Genomic DNA, 22,340 nt, shown 5'->3' on the forward strand with positions numbered 1-22,340 from the left:
AACTACGTAAATTGCAGAATATTAATGATTGAAAGAGTGATGATTTTTAGTTAGAATTATCTGAAAATAGGGAATTTAACAAAAGTTATAGCATTCTGTTAATATAATTTATACAATTAAGTAAAATATAGGTAGGGTGGACGTTGCGCATGAGGAAAAAGCTACTAGAAATAAAAGGTTTAAGAACAACCTTTTTCACAGATAATGGACAAATTCCTGCTGTAGATGATATCGATTTTTCTGTCCAAGAAGGAGAAATATTAGGGATTGTCGGCGAATCGGGAAGTGGTAAAAGTGTTACGTCACTGTCCATCATGGGATTAATTCCATCACCACCAGGCAAAATAACAGGTGGTGAAATATTGCTAGATAATAAAAATCTAGTGAATTGTACAGAAAAACAAATGCAGAAAATACGTGGAAAAGACATAGCTATGATTTTTCAGGAGCCTATGACTTCACTAAATCCGTTGTTTACAATAGGTGATCAGTTAAAGGAGGCCATTTTAATCCATAATCCAAAATGGTCGAAAAAGAAAGCGTTTGCCAGAGCTGTTGAAATTATGAAACTTGTAGGGTTACCACGTGCTGAGGACTTACTAAAGGATTATCCGCATCAGCTATCGGGTGGTATGCGACAACGGGTCATGATTGCTATGGCACTTGTCTGTGATCCACAGGTTTTAATTGCGGACGAACCGACAACTGCTTTGGACGTTACGATTCAAGCTCAAATTTTACAGCTAATGAAGGACTTAAATAAACGATTGAATACAGCAGTCCTGTTAATTACACATGATCTAGGTGTTGTAGCAGAAACATGTGAGCGTGTGATTGTCATGTATGCTGGACAAATTGTAGAAGAAGCACCGATTCAAGAAATATTCTCTAATCCGAAGCATCCCTATACACAAGGTCTTATTCAATCAGTGCCTGATATGCGTTTTAAAAAGGATAATTTATATTCGATCCCTGGAAGTGTACCAAAACCAGGAAGTATTCAAGTAGGGTGTCGTTTTGCGGCACGCTGTGAATACGCAATGGAACGTTGTTTACAGGAAACACCACCTTTATTTGAAGCAGCAGAGCAGCATAAATCGAGATGTTTTTTACTAGAGAAGCAGGAGGTGGAGCAACGTGTCGAAAGTGTTATTAAAGGTTGATGGCTTAAAGAAATATTTCCCGATCCGCAAAGGAGTCCTAAATACACAAACAGGGGATGTAAAGGCAGTAGATGATGTTTCCTTTGAAGTTTTTGAAGGAGAAACATTAGGGATTGTTGGTGAGTCAGGCTGTGGTAAATCGACAACAGGTCGTTTACTAATGCGGTTACTAGAGCCTACTGAAGGAAACATTGAATTCGCAGGTAAAATGATTTCAGAATTATCCAATAATGAAATGAGGAAGGCGCGTAGAGATATTCAAATGATTTTTCAGGATCCCTATGCTTCATTAAATCCTCGCCATAACATTGGCAAAATATTGGAGGAGCCTCTTATTGTTCATGGGATAGGTAATGCCAAGGAGCGAAAACAGAAAGTGTTGGAGCTACTTGAAATTGTTGGATTGGATGAATATCATATCAAACGCTATCCCCACCAGTTTAGTGGTGGTCAGAGGCAACGAATTGGCATCGCGCGTGCGTTAATGACCAATCCTCGTTTGCTCATTGCGGACGAGCCGGTATCGGCATTGGATGTGTCCATACAGGCACAAGTATTAAATCTATTGCAAAAGCTGCAAAAGGATTTAAAGCTAACCTATATTTTTATTTCTCATGATTTAGGGGTTGTGCGCCATATTAGCAATCGTGTGGGCGTCATGTATTTAGGTAAATTAGTAGAGTTGACAGCGAGTGAGGACTTATATGCTGAACCGCTTCATCCATATACACAAGCACTCTTATCTTCGGTCCCAGTGCCAGATCCAACGTTTGAACGTGAACAAATTATTATTACTGGAGATATTCCAAGTGCATCCAATCCGCCGAGTGGCTGTACATTCCATACGCGATGTCCTTTTAAAATGGAACAATGCTCACAGGTAGTACCTAAAATGCAAGAAGTGAAACCAGGTCATTATGTTGCTTGCCATCTATATGAGGCACTCCAACATTAAATGATATAAAAACCACATAGGGGGAAATTGAATGAAGAAAAAGAAGCTCTGGACTTTAGGTGTAATGCTGCTCCTTATTCTCTCGACGATCTTAGCAGCTTGTGGCGGCTCTGATACAAAGGATACGGGTAGTAAAGATACTTCAACTGGTGGCGATACAGCTAGCAGTGGCGATCCAAAAATTTTAGTGTATGGTCGTGGAGGAGATTCTGTAGCACTTGACCCTGCTGTTGTCACAGATGGTGAATCCTTTACGGTGACAGCTAATATTTATGAAACATTAGTAAACTTTGGTGAAAAAGATGTAACGATTCAGCCAGGTTTAGCAAAATCATGGGAGGCATCAGAGGATGGTTTAACATATACTTTCCAGCTAGAGGAAGGTGTGAAATTCCATGATGGGACAGCTTTCAATGCTGAGGCTGTTGTTAAGAATATTGAGCGTTGGAAATCAGGCGCAGATAAACACCCTTACTTTAGTTCGCAATTTCTAATTGGTGACAAGCAAATCATTGAATCAGTAACTGCAGAGGGTGACTATACAGTTGTCTTTAAATTAAGCCAACCACAAGCACCATTCCTGAAAAACTTAGCAATGTCTCCATTTGCGATTGCTTCTCCAACAGCATTTGAAGCAGATGAAGAGGGATTGTCAGCAAATCCTGTAGGAACTGGCCCATTCAAATTTGTTAGCTGGGTACGTAATGATTCAATAACAATTGAGAAAAACCCTGATTACTATATTGATGGCTATCCTAAATTAGATAAAGTGATTTATCGTTCTATTCCAGAAAACTCTGCACGTTTAAATGATTTATTAGCAGGCAATATCGATGTAGCTGATGGCATTAGTCCATCTGATAAAGCAACTATCGAGGGAGATGCTAATTTACAATTAATTGAGCGTCCATCTATGAATGTTGGTTATTTAGGTTTAACAGTAACACGCCCTCCATTTGATAATGTAAAAGTGCGTCAAGCGGTTAACTATGCAATTAATAAACAAGCATTAGTGGATGCATTTTATGAAGGGCTAGCAGAGCCAGCAAAAAACCCAATGCCACCAGTAATTTCTGGTTATAACGATGAAGTTACAGGCTATACGTATGATCCTGAAAAGGCGAAAGCATTACTTGCTGAAGCAGGCTATGATGGTAAGGAAATTGAGCTTTGGGCAATGCCAGTACCACGTCCATACATGCCGGATGGACAAAAAGTGGCAGAAGCGATTCAAAAGAACTTAGAGGATGTAGGCATTAAATCCAAAATTGTATCGTTTGAATGGGCTACTTATTTAGAAAAAGCACAAAATGGTGAAGCTGATGCATTCTTACTTGGCTGGACAGGTGATAATGGGGATGCGGATAACTTCCTATATACTTTATTAGATGGAGATAATATTGGCTCTAATAACTATACATTCTATGACAATCAAGAATTACACAAGTTGTTAACAGCTGCTCAAACTGAAGTCGATGAGGACAAGCGTAATGAACTTTATAAGCAAGCTCAGGTAATTATTTCTGAGGACGCTCCATGGGTTCCACTTGCTCACTCTACGCCAATTTTAGCTGCTAACAAGAAAGTGACAAATTATATTGCGCATCCTACTGGCTCTGACCGTTTAGATGCGGTAGATATTCAACAGTAATTTTATGTTTAATTGAATAAGTGAATTAGAGAATCTGCTTGCTTTTCTGCGGGTAAGCCGTGGAATTCTAGCAGATTCTTTTCTAGTAAAAGAAAACCAAATTATTTCTCCTGTATGAAAGATCACTCATCTAAACATTCAAAACCGTTTGGTGAAGGCACAACCTTTCAACAGAATATAAAGACTTCAAAGTAGATTATGAAAATCATAGAGAGGTGATGAACATGCTTCACTATATGGGGAGACGTTTACTTCAACTAATCCCAGTTTTGCTTGGAATGACTTTTATTGTCTTTATGTTAATACGAGCAATACCTGGTAATCCCGCTCAAGTTATTTTGGGACAACAGGCGACAAAAGAGGCGGTCGAGGCATTAAACGCAAGTTTAGGATTAGATAAACCTTGGTATACACAATATTTTAGTTATTTGGCAGGCATTTTTCAGGGAGATTTAGGGGTTTCCTTACGTACAAAATTACCTGTATCAGACGAAGTTTTCCCATACTTAGCAGCAACAGCTGAACTAGCCTTTTTTGCGATGATTATTGCGATTGTTATCGGTGTAAATGCTGGTATTATTTCTGCGTGGTTCCAAAATTCTTGGTTTGATTATACAGCGATGATTGTCGCATTAATCGGTGTTTCTGTACCGGTGTTCTGGCTTGGCTTGATGGAGCAATGGACATTTAGTAGCAAGCTTGGATGGTTGCCTACCTCTGGTCGAGAAGATGTGCGAAATCCTATAACCGCCATAACCCATTTTTATTTATTGGATACGCTCATTCAAGGTCGCTTTGATCAATTCGTCGAAGTCCTAAAGCGACTCATATTACCAGGTGTCGCACTGGCAACTATTCCGATGGCTATTATAGCCAGAATTACAAGGTCTTCTATGCTGGAAGTTATGCGCTCAGATTATGTCCGCACTGCAAGAGCAAAAGGCCAAAAAATGTTTATTGTTGTTTATAAGCATGCATTGAAGAATGCCGTTATTCCTGTGTTAACGGTAATTGGTCTACAAACAGGATTACTGCTAGGTGGTGCCATTTTAACAGAGACGATTTTTAGTTGGCCAGGAATTGGTCGTTATATTTATGATGCGATTGGCTTCAGGGACTATCCTGTTATTCAATCAGGAATTTTAATCGTTGCATTTATTTTCATCATGATTAACTTAATCGTGGATTTACTGTATACAGTCGTCGATCCGCGTATTAAATACAAATAGAAGGGAGTTGCAATGATGACTGGAGCAATCGATATAAAAAAAGAAGCAGCACCAGTTCCAGAAAGGGCAGTAGGTCCATGGCTCGAAGGCTGGCGTAGCTTTAAAAAGAGCAAAGTGTCACTAGTGGGCGCCGGGATTGTTATATTTTTCGTTTTACTGGCTATCATTGGTCCGTTCATTGCACCACAGGGCATCAATGAACAAGATTTAACGAAGCGTTTACTGGCACCATCCGCTGATCATTGGTTTGGAACGGATGATTTTGGAAGGGATATCTTTTCGAGAATCATCCATGGCGCAAGAATATCGCTTTGGGTAGGCTTTTTCTCCGTTATTTTATCCGTTATAATGGGTAGTTTACTTGGCATCATTGCAGGTTATTATGGAAAATGGATCGATACGATTATTTCGCGTATTTTTGATATTATGCTAGCTTTCCCGAGTATGCTACTAGCGATTGCAGTAGTATCAGTGCTAGGTCCATCTTTACAAAATGCATTAATTGCTATTGCCATTATTAACGTACCGAACTTTGGACGCTTAATCCGCTCAAAAGTATTAAGTGTCAAAGAAGAGGAATATATTGTAGCAGCAAAGGCAATTGGCATGCGTGATTCACGAATTCTGTTTTCTCATATATTGCCGAATTCAATCACTCCGATTATTGTACAGGGGACGCTTGCTATTGCAACTGCTATTATTGAAGCGGCGGCATTAGGTTTCCTTGGGCTAGGCGCGCAAGCACCAGCACCCGAATGGGGAAAAATGCTTGCCGATGCAAGGAAGTTTTTATTAAATGCACCATGGACAATGATTTTCCCAGGGATAGCGATTATGTTAACGGTTCTTGGCTTTAACTTAATGGGGGATGGTTTACGTGATGCACTAGATCCGAAAATGAAAAATTAGTAATTAGATTCATGAGCCTTCTACAAGCTAGAAGGTTTTTTTTCGGCTGTTTTGAAAAGGAACTCTTTTACAGTTGAAGCGTCCTTTATAGAAATATTCCTACAAAATAAAATAAAAAAAGATGAACCTTTCGGAGCCATTTATTGAATTTTTTGTCACGTTATTTTAGACTTAAAGTATTGTTGAAAAAGACAATCTAAATGCGTAGATTATGACTTTACATATAGTCTTTCAATTGAAATACATATTTTTAGGAGGGTGTTCAAATTGGCGATTAATTTACAAAAAGGGCAACGTGTTGATTTAACAAAGGGTAACGCAGGATTAAATAAGATTAAAGTAGGGTTAGGGTGGGACCCTGTCGGCCAAGAAAAAAGCGGTGGCTTCCTTGGTGGCTTATTTTCTAGTAGAAATAGTGGCAGTGGTAGAAGCGTTGACTGTGACGCCTCCGTATTAATGCTGCAAGATGATAAAGTTTTAGCTGGGGACGATGTCATTTATTTTGGGAAATTAACAAGTAGCTGTGGTTCTGTTCGACATTCTGGCGATAATTTAACGGGAGATGGCGATGGAGATGATGAAGTAATTACAATTGAGCTATCGTCTGTTCCGACACAATTTAATAAGCTAGTGTTTGTCGTAAACATCTATGATGCGGCAGGTAGAAACCAACACTTTGGTATGATTCGAAATGCATATATTCGTGTGTATGATGACAGGACAGGAAGCGAACTAATTCGCTATAATTTAAGTGATGATTATTCGAATTTAACGACGTTAATCTGTGGTGAAATTTACCGTCATCAAACTGAATGGAAATTCGCAGCAGTTGGTTCAGGAACGAATGATCTTAAACTTGGCGACGTTGTTCGAAGATATCAATAAAATAAACGACTATATAGGAGGAATAAAAAGTATGGGCATTTCACTACAAAAGGGTCAAAAAGTAGATTTAACAAAAACAAATCCGGGATTAACAAATGTAATTGTTGGTTTAGGTTGGGATACAAATAAATATGATGGTGGAAATGATTTTGATTTAGATTCATCTGTATTTTTACTTGCTGATACAGGAAAAGTAGCAGATCAAAATGACTTCATTTTCTACAACAATACAAAAGGTGGTAATGGGTCAGTTGAACATTCTGGTGACAATTTAACAGGTGTTGGTGAAGGTGACGATGAAGTGGTAAAAGTCGCATTAACTCAAGTTCCTGCACATGTTCAACGACTAGCATTCACTGTAACTATTCATGATGCAGAATCACGTAATCAAAATTTCGGCATGGTATCGAATGCATATATTCGTATTGTAAATGCTGCATCCAACCAAGAACTAATTCGCTTTGATTTAGGTGAGGACTTCAGTATTGAAACAGCAGTTGTAGTCGGTGAATTATATCGTCATAACGGAGAATGGAAATTTAACGCAGTTGGTGCTGGCTATCAGGGTGGCTTAGCTGCTTTATGTAATGACTACGGCTTAAACGTAAACTAAAATTTCATCTTTGGAAAGAAAGGGAGATTTTTGAATGGCTATTCAATTAAGTAAAGGGCAGCGAATTGATTTAACGAAGCAAGACCCTAGTTTAAACAGCATCGGCATCGGCTTAGGCTGGGATGTTAAACAATTTGATGGTGGGCAAGATTTTGACCTTGATGCATCTGTATTTTTACTAGATGCATCGGGCAAATGTCGTAATGAACAAGATTTTATCTTTTACAATAATTTAGCAAGTCCAGATCAATCTGTTGTTCATGCAGGGGATAACCGCACAGGCGAAGGGGATGGGGATGATGAAAAAATCCTCGTCAACTTAAAGCAAGTATCTCCTCAAATTGACAAAATTGTTGTAACGGTCACTATTTATGATGCAGAGGGACGTCATCAAAACTTTGGACAAGTCCTAAATGCTTATGTTCGGTTGACAAATGAAGAGTCAGGAGCAGAGGTATTGCGTTATGATTTAGGCGAAGATTTCAGTATTGAAACAGCCGTAGTATTTTGTGAACTGTACCGTCATAATGGCGAGTGGAAGTTTGCGGCAATCGGCTCGGGCTATCAAGGCGGCTTAGCAGCATTAATCAGCGCATATGGCCTACAGTAACTAGTAAGTTGCAGGTACATGATGAGAATCATGTGTGATGTACTTAATAAATGATTAAGTACATATGCACATTAAAGTATAGGTTCTATTAGTAGGCGGGATTTAGGAATATTTATGATGCGTACTTAATGGAGCGAGTGTCAGAGTTTGAAACGACTGCATATATTTTAAATCCGCTTATTGTACTGAAAATGTTTGGGAGTATTTTTGTATTCCATCCACCACACGAAGTATTTTTCATTATTCTAATTGCTGCGTTCTTATTGACATTTGTTGTACAAAGATGAATAAGAAATCAGCAGTGTAACATGGCACTGTATTGGTCTGTAAGGAACAGGCTGATACAGTGCTTTTTTCACAAAGGCATAATTATTGGGGAGTGGATTAGATGCAACACTTTGCAACAGAAGCAGAGACGATTTTTTATAAAAAGCCGCAGCCTTTTACGAAATGGGCAACGCCAGATATTTTATCCTATGCATTAGGTGCTACTTTGTATATGCCCGCTTCCATGCCTAATATTGTAGGTTTGATCCAATCACAAAAATATAAAGAACTTACGTCACTTGTTATTGATTTAGAGGATGCAGTAGGGGATTCAGAATTAGGTGATTGTGAGGAAAAGTTGATGGAGGACATTAGCGAGTTATATAAACTCTATCAACAAAAACAATTGCAGCTCCAAGATATCCCCTTACTTTTTATTCGTGTGCGTCATGTTGAACAATTTAGTTATTTAACTGCTAGATTAAAAGAAAAGCAGGAAATTTTAACTGGTTATGTCTTTCCGAAATTCACAGCGACGCAGGGAGCACATTATTTTGAGCTTCTTGAGAAAACAATTCAAGAAAATAATCTTACCTTATACGGGATGCCGATTTTAGAAAGCCGGGAGGTTCTATATAAAGAATCTCGTATGGAGGCATTATTAGCCATTAAATCGGTTTTACTGCAGCACAAATTAAGGGTGTTGAATATACGAATTGGTGCTACTGATTTTTGTGGAATTTATGGAATTCGCCGCCGTATGGACTCGACCATATATGATATTAGCGTAATAAGGGATTGTATAGCTGATATAGTGAATATTTTAGGACGTGAGGAAGACGGCTTTGTGATATCTGGGCCAGTGTGGGAGTATTTTAGTAATCAGCGTGTGTTAAAACCGGCATTACGCATGACACCATTTAGTGAAAAAGGTGCGCTTGAAACGAGGAAAGCATTATTAGACGATTGCTTAGATGGACTAATGAAGGAAGTTTTAATGGATAAACAAAATGGAATTATCGGTAAAACGGTCATTCATCCAAGTCATATCCGTGTTGTGCATGCACTTTACGCTATTTCATATGAAGAGTATTTAGATGCACTTAGTATTGTTGAACATAATGATGGTAGTAAAGGTGTGATGAAAAGTCATTATGCTAATAAAATGAATGAAATCAAACCGCATATGCGATGGGCACAACGCATTTTAAAACAGGCACATGTCTATGGCGTTTATCATGAATCTATGGATTTCGCCTCACTATTATTAAATTCTGAACTAGGTGGTCATATGTATGCAACAACAAATGAGTAAACTTACTATTTTACCAAACTATTCAATCGATATTGAAATTACCTATAACCCACACAATTTTGCGCTAACAGATTTATTTCAAATGGCAGCTCGTATAAATAAGAAGAGACAATTTTTATTTGTAAGTACTGTGCTTGGCAAGCATTTGGCTGTTCGCCCACAAATTCCTATACTAACTGGAGCTCTATTAGCTACGATGTACGACCAGCAAGACAGTAGTCAAAAGGTCAATACAATATCGTCTATTGTTCAAGCTTTAAAAGAAGGAATAAATGTAGAGGAACTACAAAATTCTGTGAAAGAAAGTGTAGAGTTAGCACAAGAGACATTGTTTATTGGATTTGCGGAGACGGCCACTGCACTTGGACATGCCGTATTTAATGCATTTCAATCAAATGCTATGTATATTCATACTACTCGTGAAGTCATTCCTCATTTTGAACCATTTGTCACATTCGAAGAAGAACATTCCCATGCGACAAGCCATAGAATTTATACAGAGGAACCTGATGTTTTACAGCAGGCTAAGCGTATCGTGTTAATAGATGATGAGATTACTACTGGGAATACGGTCATCAACATAATTGAAACATTAAAAAAGAAATTTCCTGATGTTAAACAGTACGCTGTCCTATCCATTTTAGATTGGCGATCGGACCAGCAGCGAATGATCTTTCAGCAATTAGAGGGGCAATGGGGGATTTCTATTGAATTCATCTCCATTATGTGTGGGACATTCAATTGTACAGGAGTACCTAGTTTAACAAGTGTACAGCCGAGCATTACGACCATTGCTGCAAGAAACATCAACCTATTGCCCATCAAAGACTCCACTGATCGTCTTTTCTATCATTCAATTGCAGAGAATAGCAAGATGAACAGTCAGCCGTATTTAAAAGCAACAGGGAGATTTATGCTAACATCTAAACAGCATTTTGAACAAAATCACATGTTACAGACTATCGCCAAGCAATTAAAGGAGCTACGAACGGACGGACCAGCTCTTGTGATTGGGACTGGTGAGTTTATGTATGTGCCTATGCAAATTGCCTCTTATTTAGGGAATGATGTTTATTTTCAATCAACAACTCGCAGTCCGATCTATTGTACAGACGATTTAGATTATACGATTACAGAGAAAATAGTATTTGAGAGTCCCGAGAATAATGGGGTCGAAAATTATTTATATAATGTTCAAAGCCAACCGTATACGGAACTTTTTCTACTAGTGGAACGTATAGCAAATAAAGAGGTAGTAGCTCGGATGGTGGCGGCTCTGCAGTCAGTTAGTGAAGCAAAGGTATATGTCATTTGTATGCATGAGTTGGAGGGAGCACGATGAAATCGACTTTACAGCCAGATAGAATGGGTAGCTATGCACAAGAGGACGTTATTTTTTTATTGCGTGATATTGGAAATGTTTTTCTAGAGATGGCTAATGAAAAACGGGAGCAGCTTATTCAAGCAGGTACGCATTATTCTGAAATGCTACCAGTGGAATATCACCCATCAAAAACATATATGAATCTATTTTATAAAACCTTGGATGCTTCCGCGAATAAAATAGCCATAGCTGTGGGGGTAGTAGCAGAACGAATCATTAAAAGTAGAGGGTTAGACAATTTAATACTTGTTAGTTTAGCTAGAGCAGGTACACCAATCGGCATTTTAATCAAACGGTACATATCGATGAACTATAAGGTGGATGTGCCACATTATTCGATTTCAATTTTGCGTGGTCGTGGATTTGATGAGGCGGCGATACGTTATATTTTGTCACAACATCCACAAGGCTGTCTTCAATTTATTGATGGTTGGACGGGGAAAGGTGCTATAACGAAAGAATTGATCCACTCTTGCCAAAAATTTAATGGACACTATCAAGCGCAGTTAAATGCTAATTTAGCTGTATTAGCAGATCCAGGGCATTGTGCGACGATTTATGGAACTCGCGAAGATTTTTTAATTCCATCGGCTTGTTTAAATTCAACTGTCTCTGGCTTGGTGAGTAGAACTGTTTTAAATTTGCAGTTTATGGATGAGCACGACTTCCATGGAGCAAAATACTACAAAGAATTAGAAGATATAGATGTCTCGAACTTGTACATAGATCGTATAGTCGCATGCTTCAAACAAGTACAGAGTGAGATTATCAGTCAACTTCAGGACGAAGCCACTTCTCTTATTACTTGGGCAGGTATGAAATCGGTCCAAAATATTCAATTGGATTTTGATATGGATAACATTAACCTTATTAAACCAGGTGTTGGAGAAACGACAAGAGTTTTATTGCGACGAATACCTTGGAAAATCTTAATTAATCCACAGTATATGGATGAGCTAGAGCACATTTTATTATTAGCTCATGAAAAAAATGTAATAATAGAAGAATATTCGCATATGTCTTACGCATGTTGCGGCTTAATAAAAGAATTGTAGAGGAGCTCACCATGATATTATTCACATCAGATTTAGATAGAACACTAATTTATTCTAAACGTATGATGGAAATGTTTCCGCCTATTTCAGATAAAGTGGTCGTTGAACAGAAGGCTAATGAAACGATGAGCATGATGACAAAAGAAACGGCTATTTTATTGCAACAAGTGCATCAGCAAACACTATTTGTCCCTGTTACAACTAGAGCGTTGCATCAATATAAAAGAATTCAATTTATAAATGACTTGAACCCTGCTTTTGCAATTACGAGTAATGGGGGTACAATATTAGAGAAGGGTCAGCCATACGACAAATGGACGAAAACATTAGGTAGTCGTATTGAAGATTCTTCAATTCCGCAAGAGGATATGTCACAACTATTTCAAACCATCAAATCCGATACATGGCTACAACGTTCCTTCTATATAGACGACCTTTTTTATGTCCATCATGTAAATCTGGATGTTTTACAACAGGATGATTTACACGCCATTGTTCAAGAATTCGATGCCCATGGTTGGTGCGTTCTTCTGCAAGGAAAAAAATTATATTTCATGCCAAAGGTTTTGACCAAGGAAGCTGCAATAGAATATATGATGGAGTTTTGTACATACGATGTGCATATAGCAGCAGGTGATTCTATGATGGATTATGGAATGCTGATGTTGGCTGATGTAGCTTTTACACCAAATCACGGTGATTTAAAGGATAAACAGCCAAAAATACTACATAATACAACATACTCGCCGTATGAGGGGGAAGCATTTACCAAACATTTGCTTCAGACTGTTTTACAGCATGCAACACAACCAGATTTTTCTCTATTATAGGATAGAATTATTGGATGGCAAACGAAATTTTTCATAAAGTACATTTGCATTTGTTTGTTTACAACCAAGTTATTATGCCTGCAATCAGATTAGTTTTTTTACATTTTACTTAGTAATGGTGGAATAAAACTTCAGAAAAGTGGAATCCATATTTTACTAGGTTCTATTTTTGGGATGTTACGTATACCTTTTCAAACATAATATACCTGTTGAATTTAGCTTAAGGTTACTGAGGATGATTTTTTTAGGAGGTGGCGTTTGTATGCAAACAATCACAATTAAATCAATAGTCGAGCGTAATCCAGATGATTGGCTACAGGCGTTTCAAGATTCACCAAAGAATCGTGCATTTTATGAGGAAACACCGCAACAAATAAGTTTTAGCCGTATTGCTCTACGTGTTTTAGGAGTACCAATTGAGGAAGATGAGTATTTTAATTCATTATTTACTTTATCTCAAAACCAAAATATTCATATTTTAAGTGAAGAATTAAATAAGCATATTGAACAGAAAGACTTTCAAGCTATACAACAAATTTTATCGCAGCATCAGCAAACACCTAAAGGGCTTACTATTAATCGTTTAGTTGCGATGATGTATGGGTATCAATTGATTCCCAAACATGATGACAGCATTATGAATCGACATTTACAGCTAACGACTATTAAGGTTATAGAATTATTTCAACATCAACAATCGCTAGGCTTACTTTCCAATGAATTTCGCCGTTTTTTAATTGATCTGGTGAAGTGGTTAAAAAACCATTGGATTCAATGGGCTAAAGCTCTGAAGCCTACTGATGATTTTCCTAAAGTTGTTTGGTATGGAGAAGCCACTGTTAGTCAGCGATATTTTCTTTTACTGCTAATGGAACTTGGCTGTGACGTATTAATATTTCATCCAGCAAAAGTCGATGAGTTTGCTGAGTTAGATCCTACTGATTCGTTTTCCGTCAGCTATTCCTATACGAGCCAAACAACATTACAGCCATTTCCTGACAAGCCTCGTGATCGTCAGGCAACTGTAGGGTATCGTTCTAGTCAGCACTTTGAACAATTAATGCATGACCAGCAATCAGGAGTCTATAGACCGTGGCAATTTAAAGACTTTATGCCACGCTCATTAACTTTACGTATGACATATGATGATATTTTTATTTATGCGAAGGAAAAAGCATTGGTAAGACCGCAATTTGATATCAATGGAAATGAAGTAGTGATCCCTGTCATCTTTGCTAAAATCAGTGGAGTCTCAAGCCAGCGTGAGGAATATTGGCACTTAATGCATCAGTTATTAATAAACCCACAAACTATCTTCGTGCAGGAATTCCCTTTTACAAAAACGAGCAAGGCCAACTTTCATTTTCACTATAAACATTGCTTAGTAAATGGTGAACTTTCAGTAGAACGTATTATACAAAGTGATTGGTGGCAGTATGGTGAATTATCGTTGGAGCTACAGCAAGCCATTGCGCATACGATCAAAACATCTTGTGAGCAACCCATGTTAAAACAACAGCCTAATGAGACTTTATATGATTTACAGTTATTTTTATTTAAGCAGCTAACAATGATTCCTCAAGAGATCCTAAGATTATTGCAAAGCTTCGACTATTCACAAGAGATACCGAAGATTGTTTTGTATCAAGCGCCACAGCAACCAGCCTTATCGCGTGAAGATATTGCCTTACTAGCGTTTTTAAATCGGTTCGGGATGGATATCGTTTTTTATAATCCAACAGGTCAATTAGATTTAGAAAAGCACCTGCAAGAGGACACGTACGATGTACATCGTTTAGAGCATATGTTATTTGACTTGCCCTATGAAGAACCACAGCAACAAAAAACGGCACCGGATAAAATTATTAAAAAGCTCTTTAATCGCTTTTTCTGATGATAGGAAGGAGGCGGCGACCATGTCAAACATCCCAATGATGCTTGAGCAGCTGACACAAGAAACAGCAGATGCCGTCAAACAACAATTACGAGAGCATGTAGAGGTCCAACAAATTGCTCATCAGATTGATATAAAAAATCAGCTAGAGCTAATGGCGTTGGGAAAAGAGCCAGCCAACAAATTAGCAAAATTTGCAGATCAAATTTTAGCTATAGTGACCCAATCAGCTACTTTTGAATCCAATGCACTATTTAAACAGCTTGAGGCCATAATGCTGACATTTGATAAAAAAGATTTTACTGTGCAAAAGGGTTTCTTCAAGAAGCTATTTACACGTAAATCCAAAAGTGAAGATGATGTATATGCAAAATACAATGTGCTCGGTAGAGATATTGAGAAAATTCATTACCAATTTGTACTTATGGAAGAGGAATTAGCGAAGGATAATCGATTACTCGCTCGATTATACAAGGAAGATTTGATGTTTTACCTTGACTTAGAAAAATATATCGTAGCAACTGATATGAAATTACATGAGGTGCAAACCACATTAATTCCTATGTATGAAAAACAGGGTGAGGCAGGTAATCAGGTAGCCAAAATGGAGCTTAATCGCTTACAGGCAATTGCAGAACTGCTTCAACAAAAAATAGATGAGTTAGAGAAATCACGAATGGTTGCCATTTTAACAGCCCCACAAATTGAGATGCTACGTCAGGGGAATAGTGAGTTGATGGAACAGATTAATGGCGCATTTGTTAAAACCATTCCTGTTTTTAAAATGGGGCTGATGAATGCTGTAAATGAAAGACGGCAGCAATTACAAAATCAATCAGCATCCGCCTTTGAAAATCGGATGAAGCAATTTGGAGAAGCTAGCAATGAAGCGGTTCACCTAAGCACGACTCTTGCCCAGCAAGTGGATACAACCCAGACGCTAGAAGAAATGTGGGATACCATTGTTACGGGTATTGCTAATTATCAGCATTTACGGAATGAGCAGACAGATAAACGTAAGCAAGCTGAGCAGCAATTGCTTGCGTTACGTTCTTAATTTTACCTCTAAGTACATTTTACTTAGGGGTTTTTTCGTATAGTAAAAAGCGACAGATTCGCTGTACATGAATCTGTCGCTTACATGGTTGCTAGATAAATTCTTCTTCAAATTCTACATTAATTTCATGGCCGTGGTAGCTTTGGTATGAAACAATCAGTGTATCTAGATGCTCTAAATTTTCCTCGTAATCTAATATCCTCGATAAAATATAGAGTAAGTGATAGCTAGAAAATTCTGTATCGCCTTCTTCACGAGCAAAGTTCACTTGCTTGATGAAAATTTCCATTAGTTCATTGCGTTGAACATAGTCGATGCTTTTGCTCCACTCAGAATGCTCAGGCTTTAATTTCCCTGTATATTTTAAGAGCAATTGTTCGTGATACGTTAATAAGGAATCAAGCCGTTCCTGAATCATTAAGTGAAATTGCGTAGGAAGCTTAGCTAATTCGTTTTCGTGATTATGCAATCGTTGTAGCAATTCTAAACTTTTTTTGGAAGTTAAAATCATTTGACGATAGACGACCAATTTACGTGCTTTTACATACTTTTTATTTTTGAAGTAATTACGCTCTTCTTTATATAAGTCATACAGCGTATCCACTCGTAACATACGGCTTTTAAATTTACTTAATGCACCCTTTGTGGATGTATGCTCAGAAGCCTGACGTACCGCAAGTCGTGTCCAACGAATAATATCATCCTGCAAAATATAAATTTTGCGGAATAGTTTGATCTCATATTTCGGTGGTAAGAAAACAAGGTTAACGACAAATGCTGCTAACACGCCGACTAATATAGTAACAAAGCGTATTAAACCAAATGTTAAAAAGTCTTCTCCTTGGAACTCCATAATGGCCACAACTGACACCAGCGCTAACGAAAGAGATTTTTCTAGTTTAAATTTCAACATTAAACCTATAGCTATTATGACAGCTATGCCAATGGCAACCACATGATGGCCAAAAAGTAGGCCGAAAAAGACAGCAATGGTTGCACCTATAATATTTGCTTGCACTTGCTCTACAATGGTTTGATAAGAGCGATAAATAGAAGGCTGAATCGCAAAAATGGCTGCTATTCCAGCAAAAACAGGTGAAGGTAGTTTTAATAGCTCTGCAATAAACAGGGCAAATACGATAGCGACACCAGTTTTAAATACGCGGGCACCTAATTTCATAAAGATGTCCTTTCTGTCTAATATTTTTTAGCTTCTTTACATTATAGAAGGAAGTGCTCATAAAATACATAGATTTGTATGCATGAATAAGAAAAAGGCGACTTATGATAGAAAGTCGCCTTCGTATGTTCATTATTATAATTGTGAAAATGCGTAATTTACAGCTTTAATCGTTTCAAGAATATCTGCTTCCGTGTGTTCTGTAGTTAAGAACCATGCTTCATATTTAGAAGGAGCTAGATTAACGCCTTGCTCAAGCATTAGTTTAAAGAAGCGGCCAAAAATCTCACCATCAGAGTTTTCGGCTTGCTCATAGTTTTCAATTTTCACATCTGTAAAGTAAATCGTCAGCGCCCCTTTAAGACGATTTAACGTGATTGTCACTCCATGCTCTTTAGCTGCAGCTAAAATTCCTTCTTCTAAAATCCCACCTAACCGATCCATTTCATCGTAAATGCCTGGTGCTTGCAGGACTTCTAAGCATGCAATACCTGCTTGCATAGATGCTGGATTTCCGGCCATCGTTCCGGCTTGGTATGCTGGGCCTAGTGGTGCGACTGTATCCATAATTTCTTTACGACCACCATATGCGCCAATTGGTAAACCGCCACCAATAACTTTACCAAGTGCTGTTAGATCAGGTGTTAGGCCAAGTAAGTTTTGAGCACCACCGTAGTGGAAGCGGAAAGCCGTGATAACTTCATCGTAAATTGTTAAGGCTCCTTTTTCTTTGGCTGTAGCGTGTACTAATTCAAGGAAGCCAGGATTCGGTTCAACAATACCGAAGTTTCCTACGATTGGTTCTATTAAAATAGCTGCAATTTCCTCGCCCCATTTATTCATTGCTTCTGTAAAAGCTTCAGGGTTATTGAAAGGTACCGTAATAACTTCTTCAGCTGTAGAAGTCGTAACCCCTGCTGAGTCTGGTGTTCCTAATGTAGCAGGACCTGAACCAGCAGCTACTAATACTAAATCGAAGTGACCATGGTAGCATCCAGCAAATTTCATTATTTTTGTACGTCCTGTATAGGCACGTGCAACACGAATAGTTGTCATAACAGCTTCTGTACCAGAGTTGTTAAAGCGTACTTTATCCATAGACGGAATGGCCTCTTTTAGCATTTTTGCAAAAGTAACCTCGTATTCAGTCGGCGTTCCAAACAATGTGCCATTTTCAGCTGCATGTGTAATGGCCTTAGCAATGTGAGGGTGTCCATGACCTGTAACGATAGGACCATATGCTGCAAGATAATCAATATAACGATTGCCATCTACATCCCAAAAATAAGCCCCTTTTCCTCGAACCATTGCCACAGGAGAACCGCCGCCTACTGCTTTATATGAACGAGAAGGGCTATTTACACCACCAACGATATGTTGTAACGCCTCTGTGTGTACTGCTTCAGATTTTGCGTGATTCATAGTATTGCCTCCTATCTTTTTATACGTAATCTATTGTAGACCTATCAGTGTAAGAAATCCAAAGAAATTAAGGAATATGACTTGATTTGTTACTTGGAGTAAAATAGAACGTACAAGGGAGGAGATAGTTATGACTTTGCAAGAAGGACAGAAGGTGCCCGATTTTTCTCTTATAAATGAAAAGGGAGATATGGTACAGCTAACTGATTTTAAAGGACAGAATGTTATTTTATACTTTTACCCAAAAGATATGACACCAGGTTGCACAACTGAAGCATGTGATTTTCGAGATAAGTTTGAGGACTTTAGTCATTTAAACGCTGCTGTTCTGGGTGTTAGTCCAGATGATGCTAACAAACATACAAAATTTATTGATAAGCATGGATTGCCTTTTTCTTTATTAGTAGATGAAGATCATGCTGTAGCGGAGGCATACGGTGTATGGGTCTTAAAGAAAATGTATGGACGTGAATTTATGGGTATTGAGCGTTCAACATTTTTAATTGATTCGGAGGGTAAGTTAATGAAAGCTTGGCGTAAAGTACGTGTGAAAAATCATATTGAAGAAGTTTATGATTATTTAGCAGAACAGGAGGCGACAACATGAGAATCTATTTTACTTTTGAGCCAAGACCAGATTTACGTGAACCATTATTAGCAGAATTCCCACAAGTCGATTTTATATTTGAAAGCGGAATAACAAATGAAGAGCTTCAACAAGCGGATGTATTAGTTACATATGGTGAGGATTTAACAACAGAGAGCATCCAACAGGCGACGAAGTTAAAATGGATTTTTGTTGCATCAGCAGGTATTGAAAAAATGCCTGCCCAAGCTATTATGGAACGTGGTATTTTAGTTTCTAATGTAAGAGGTATTCATAAAACACCTATGGCAGAATCAATGCTAGCCCATATTTTAGCCATTAAACGCGCTTTACCTTGGATGTATGAGCAACAAAAGAAAAGTGAATGGTCAAAAAAAGCCAAGCAAACTGAATTGCGAGATAGTACAGCGCTTATTTTAGGTCCAGGGGCTATTGGTTCGGAAGTGGGTCGCTTATTACAAGCCTTTGGTGTCAAGACTATTGGCTGCAATCGTTCTGGAAATGAAGCGTCAAACATGGATAAGATGATTAGCTTTGGGCAATTAAAAGAAGCTTTACCGAGTGCGGATATAGTCATTTCTGTGCTGCCAAAAACACGAGAAACAACGCATTTATTAAATGAAGAACATTTTATTGCTATGAAGAGCAGTGCGATTTTCATGAATTTTGGCAGAGGGAATTTGGTTGATGAAAAGGTACTTATCCAAGCGATTGTAGCGGGAGAAATTGAATATGCTGTTTTGGATGTATTCGAAGAAGAACCTCTGTCATCAAACAATCCACTATGGGCATTGCCAAATGTTATAGTATCACCACATGTCTCAAGCCATTCATCTCGTTATGTGGAACGAAGCTTAGAAATTTTTAAGCCAAGCTTAACAAAATGGCTAAGAGGTGACAGAGATTTAGAAAATGTCATGGAGCTATCGAGAGGATATTAAGAAAAAAACGATGAAATTAGAGGATTAGTATGTGTGATTGTTGACGAAGTAGCGCTAATTGGATACACTATTTATAACAATTATAAATTAATAATACTTATGGAAGAGGTGCATGACGATGTCTACAACGCATTTACAGGATGCACTGGACACGTTAAAAACAACTGGTGTACGTATTACTCCTCAGCGTCATGCTATTTTGGAATATCTAATTCAATCTATGGCACATCCTACTGCCGATGAAATTTATAAAGCACTTGAAGGGAGATTCCCTAATATGAGTGTAGCGACGGTCTATAATAACCTGCGAGTATTTCGTGAGGTAGGTCTTGTGAAAGAGCTTACTTATGGAGATGCTTCAAGTCGCTTTGATTTCGTGACAAATGATCATTACCATATGATTTGTGAATGCTGTGGCAAGATCGTCGATTTCCATTATCCAGGTCTCGATGAAATAGAGCATTTTGCATCACAGGTAACTGACTTTGATGTGCATTCGCATCGTTTAGAGATATACGGCACATGTCCATCATGTAAAGGTCTTACTGCTAAAGTACAATAAAAATCCTAGCTCTTTTACGGGCTAGGATTTTTTCGTTTTATGATTATAGGATTGGTCGAACTCTTTACCTTCAAGAGTAGGATCAAGCGTTAATGGCTCATTACAATACATACACATATCAACTCTACCTAAAACTTTTGTATGCTTATGGCAATTTGGACACTCAACTTGAATTGCCCGTGTTGATAATAAACCTATCCAGGCATAGACAACTGTACTACCAATAATACATAAAACACCTAATGTCATGAAAATTAAAACTAATATTGGGCTATTTTTAAAGAATATACCTCCGTACATTACAATAAAACCAATAAAGATTAGTGCTAAAGCGAATGAACGAATTTTATTAATTTTACTTTTATAAGGTTTCATTTATCTTGCCTCCCAATCTAAAATCTACTATAACATATAAGGGCAAAGTATTTTAGCTTTGAGGTAAATCAAAGAAGGAATACTTTTAGAGTATGTCGAATTTTTAACCGAACAAGAGAAGCTATATGAATAAAGGGGGGCTGAACATGGAGCAAGTATTGCGTCCTATATACCAAGAACGTGCGAGTCAGTCAAATACATTAGGCGTTATTTTAGTAGAAAAGCGTGAGGAGCAAAGTAACGTTACAGATACATTTGATACTGTTTTATTAATTATTGTAAAAGAAGCAGAGCAGCCAGTCTTTTCAAAACATTACTTATATGAAGGAAATAAAGTCGCTCTACATACGGTTACGGAAAAATTAATACGAAAATGGCTCCTAATCGGTTCTAATAAGAAAGTAGTCGATTGGATTTTCTTTGGCAGAGTACTATTTGATCGAAATGAATTTCTGCATAAATTAAAAATAGAATTACAGGAATTTCCGTATAGTGGTCGTAAGATTAAAACGGGCATTCAATTTTCAAAGTTAATCCGTCGTTATTTGGAGGGGAAAGAATACTTTGATAAGGGCAGTTATTTGGATGCATATAATCATGTAGTCGATTCTTTACACCATTTGGGTCGTTTATCGATTATTGATAGTGGTTTATACCCTGAAGTAACTGTATGGGGACAAGTGAAAAAAATTGAACCAGCCATTTATAAGCTATACGAAGAGCTAGTGACAAGTAATGAGCCAATAGAAAAGCGTCTAGAGCTTTTATTTTTAGCAAGTGAGTTTTTAATACATTCTCGTACACGAGATGGAGCACAACATATATTAGAAGTGATGCAAACAAAAGAAACCTGGTCTATTCAAGAGCTACATGACCATCAAGAACTCATGAATTACTCAGTTGATTTAGAAGTGTTTGTCGAATACTTAGTGGATAAAGGGTATATTCATATAGAGCCAGTTACTGCGAAAAACGAAATGATCTTTCACCGCCATTATAAGGTCAATAAAGATGCTCTAGAAATCGGTCAATGACTGTAGTATGCTTGTAATCGAGGTATCTAAAAAATACCTCGATATTTTTTTAGAAAAGTAGTTGACGAATAACATATTGGTATTGTATTATATTAATTGTCGCTAAGACATAAAGAATAACTCGATAAAAAACACAAAAAACTTTTTCAAAAAAGTAGTTGACATGTTTTGAACGAGATGTTAATATAAAGGAGTCGCTGAAAAAACGACTTAAATAATGAACCTTGAAAACTGAACAAGCAAAACGTAATCAATAAAGTTTTTAGTAGCTAGCCTAGCTAGTGAACGAAACAAAATTTTGGACATCAAAATTGATGCCAGCAAAACAATTTGAGCTAATCAAATTTCTTTTATGGAGAGTTTGATCCTGGCTCAGGACGAACGCTGGCGGCGTGCCTAATA

The 22,340-nt window shown here is 37.7% G+C and carries 22 protein-coding genes; 19 read left to right on the top strand and 3 right to left on the bottom strand.

The features are described 5' to 3' along the window. Nucleotides 1–149: 149 nt before the first annotated feature. The 15 genes from C9J29_RS18270 to C9J29_RS18335 all read left to right on the top strand — a co-directional run bounded on the left by C9J29_RS18270 (nucleotide 150) and on the right by C9J29_RS18335 (nucleotide 15,817). A complete protein-coding gene (locus C9J29_RS18270) occupies nucleotides 150–1,163 on the top strand; it encodes an ABC transporter ATP-binding protein (RefSeq protein ID WP_008173496.1) in 1,014 nt (337 codons plus the stop codon). After that, entirely contained in the window at nucleotides 1,138–2,118 is a 981-nt protein-coding gene (locus C9J29_RS18275; RefSeq protein WP_089986829.1) for an ABC transporter ATP-binding protein, read from the top strand. The genes C9J29_RS18270 and C9J29_RS18275 overlap by 26 nt, the downstream gene beginning before the upstream one ends. 31 nt (nucleotides 2,119–2,149) lie before the next feature. Next, a complete protein-coding gene (locus tag C9J29_RS18280; protein WP_089986830.1) occupies nucleotides 2,150–3,769 on the top strand; it encodes an ABC transporter substrate-binding protein in 1,620 nt (539 codons plus the stop codon). Nucleotides 3,770–3,993: 224 nt separating this feature from the next. Next, nucleotides 3,994–4,998 (top strand): ABC transporter permease, encoded by a 1,005-nt coding sequence (locus C9J29_RS18285; RefSeq protein ID WP_008173491.1) that lies wholly within the window; start codon nucleotides 3,994–3,996, stop codon nucleotides 4,996–4,998. 12 nt (nucleotides 4,999–5,010) lie between these two features. Then, nucleotides 5,011–5,907 carry a nickel transporter permease gene (nikC, locus tag C9J29_RS18290; RefSeq protein WP_008173489.1) on the top strand — a complete coding sequence of 299 codons (897 nt, stop codon included), beginning with the start codon at nucleotides 5,011–5,013 and terminating at the stop codon, nucleotides 5,905–5,907. A gap of 267 nt (nucleotides 5,908–6,174) precedes the next feature. After that, nucleotides 6,175–6,792, top strand: a complete 618-nt coding sequence (locus tag C9J29_RS18295; RefSeq protein ID WP_008173487.1) for a TerD family protein — start codon at nucleotides 6,175–6,177, stop codon at nucleotides 6,790–6,792. Nucleotides 6,793–6,823: 31 nt separating this feature from the next. After that, nucleotides 6,824–7,405: a TerD family protein gene (locus C9J29_RS18300; RefSeq protein ID WP_008173485.1), complete on the top strand. Its 582-nt coding sequence runs from the start codon at nucleotides 6,824–6,826 to the stop codon at nucleotides 7,403–7,405. A gap of 34 nt (nucleotides 7,406–7,439) precedes the next feature. Continuing rightward, entirely contained in the window at nucleotides 7,440–8,015 is a 576-nt protein-coding gene (locus tag C9J29_RS18305) for a TerD family protein (protein WP_008173483.1), read from the top strand. 128 nt (nucleotides 8,016–8,143) lie between these two features. After that, nucleotides 8,144–8,302 (top strand): hypothetical protein, encoded by a 159-nt coding sequence (locus C9J29_RS24380; protein ID WP_008173481.1) that lies wholly within the window; start codon nucleotides 8,144–8,146, stop codon nucleotides 8,300–8,302. A gap of 101 nt (nucleotides 8,303–8,403) precedes the next feature. After that, the gene (locus tag C9J29_RS18310) at nucleotides 8,404–9,597 is read left to right on the top strand and encodes an HpcH/HpaI aldolase/citrate lyase family protein (RefSeq protein WP_107922572.1); all 1,194 of its coding nucleotides are present in this window, start codon (nucleotides 8,404–8,406) and stop codon (nucleotides 9,595–9,597) included. Beyond that, a complete protein-coding gene (locus tag C9J29_RS18315) occupies nucleotides 9,578–10,939 on the top strand; it encodes a phosphoribosyltransferase family protein (RefSeq protein WP_107922573.1) in 1,362 nt (453 codons plus the stop codon). The genes C9J29_RS18310 and C9J29_RS18315 overlap by 20 nt, the downstream gene beginning before the upstream one ends. Further along, nucleotides 10,936–12,036 (top strand): cysteine protease StiP family protein, encoded by a 1,101-nt coding sequence (locus C9J29_RS18320; RefSeq protein ID WP_107922574.1) that lies wholly within the window; start codon nucleotides 10,936–10,938, stop codon nucleotides 12,034–12,036. The genes C9J29_RS18315 and C9J29_RS18320 overlap by 4 nt, the downstream gene beginning before the upstream one ends. Before the next feature lie 11 nt (nucleotides 12,037–12,047). Next, nucleotides 12,048–12,866 carry an HAD family hydrolase gene (locus C9J29_RS18325; RefSeq protein WP_089986835.1) on the top strand — a complete coding sequence of 273 codons (819 nt, stop codon included), beginning with the start codon at nucleotides 12,048–12,050 and terminating at the stop codon, nucleotides 12,864–12,866. A 262-nt stretch (nucleotides 12,867–13,128) separates the two neighbouring features. Next, complete coding sequence (locus tag C9J29_RS18330) at nucleotides 13,129–14,760, top strand: YceG family protein (protein WP_096365881.1); 1,632 nt, start codon at nucleotides 13,129–13,131, stop codon at nucleotides 14,758–14,760. Between the two features lie 22 nt (nucleotides 14,761–14,782). Further along, entirely contained in the window at nucleotides 14,783–15,817 is a 1,035-nt protein-coding gene (locus tag C9J29_RS18335; RefSeq protein WP_107922575.1) for a toxic anion resistance protein, read from the top strand. A 91-nt stretch (nucleotides 15,818–15,908) separates the two neighbouring features. On the opposite strand, the gene C9J29_RS18340 is transcribed toward C9J29_RS18335, so the two are convergent. Then, on the bottom strand, nucleotides 15,909–16,997 hold the full coding sequence (locus C9J29_RS18340; RefSeq protein WP_008173466.1) for an FUSC family protein: 1,089 nt from the start codon (nucleotides 16,995–16,997) through the stop codon (nucleotides 15,909–15,911). A gap of 135 nt (nucleotides 16,998–17,132) precedes the next feature. After that, nucleotides 17,133–18,419 carry a glutamate-1-semialdehyde 2,1-aminomutase gene (locus tag C9J29_RS18345; RefSeq protein WP_107922576.1) on the bottom strand — a complete coding sequence of 429 codons (1,287 nt, stop codon included), beginning with the start codon at nucleotides 18,417–18,419 and terminating at the stop codon, nucleotides 17,133–17,135. Nucleotides 18,420–18,549: 130 nt separating this feature from the next. Between C9J29_RS18345 and bcp the strand changes: the two genes are divergently transcribed. The 3 genes from bcp (at nucleotide 18,550) to perR (ending at nucleotide 20,529) form a co-directional block, all read left to right on the top strand. After that, entirely contained in the window at nucleotides 18,550–19,026 is a 477-nt protein-coding gene (gene bcp, locus C9J29_RS18350; protein ID WP_089986839.1) for a thioredoxin-dependent thiol peroxidase, read from the top strand. Next, entirely contained in the window at nucleotides 19,023–19,967 is a 945-nt protein-coding gene (locus tag C9J29_RS18355) for a D-2-hydroxyacid dehydrogenase (RefSeq protein WP_107922577.1), read from the top strand. Before bcp ends, C9J29_RS18355 begins: the two co-directional genes overlap by 4 nt. Before the next feature lie 118 nt (nucleotides 19,968–20,085). After that, entirely contained in the window at nucleotides 20,086–20,529 is a 444-nt protein-coding gene (perR, locus tag C9J29_RS18360; RefSeq protein ID WP_043989586.1) for a peroxide-responsive transcriptional repressor PerR, read from the top strand. A gap of 21 nt (nucleotides 20,530–20,550) precedes the next feature. On the opposite strand, the gene C9J29_RS18365 is transcribed toward perR, so the two are convergent. Next, nucleotides 20,551–20,904, bottom strand: coding sequence for a YgzB family protein (locus C9J29_RS18365; RefSeq protein ID WP_008173457.1), 354 nt, complete (start codon nucleotides 20,902–20,904; stop codon nucleotides 20,551–20,553). A 146-nt stretch (nucleotides 20,905–21,050) separates the two neighbouring features. Here C9J29_RS18365 and C9J29_RS18370 point away from each other — a divergent pair, with 146 nt between their 5' ends. Continuing rightward, on the top strand, nucleotides 21,051–21,938 hold the full coding sequence (locus C9J29_RS18370) for a nucleotidyltransferase-like protein (RefSeq protein ID WP_043989585.1): 888 nt from the start codon (nucleotides 21,051–21,053) through the stop codon (nucleotides 21,936–21,938). The last annotated feature ends 402 nt before the right edge of the window (nucleotides 21,939–22,340 follow it).

It is taken from the genome of Lysinibacillus fusiformis, from assembly GCF_003049525.1.
Taxonomy (GTDB): domain Bacteria; phylum Bacillota; class Bacilli; order Bacillales_A; family Planococcaceae; genus Lysinibacillus; species Lysinibacillus fusiformis.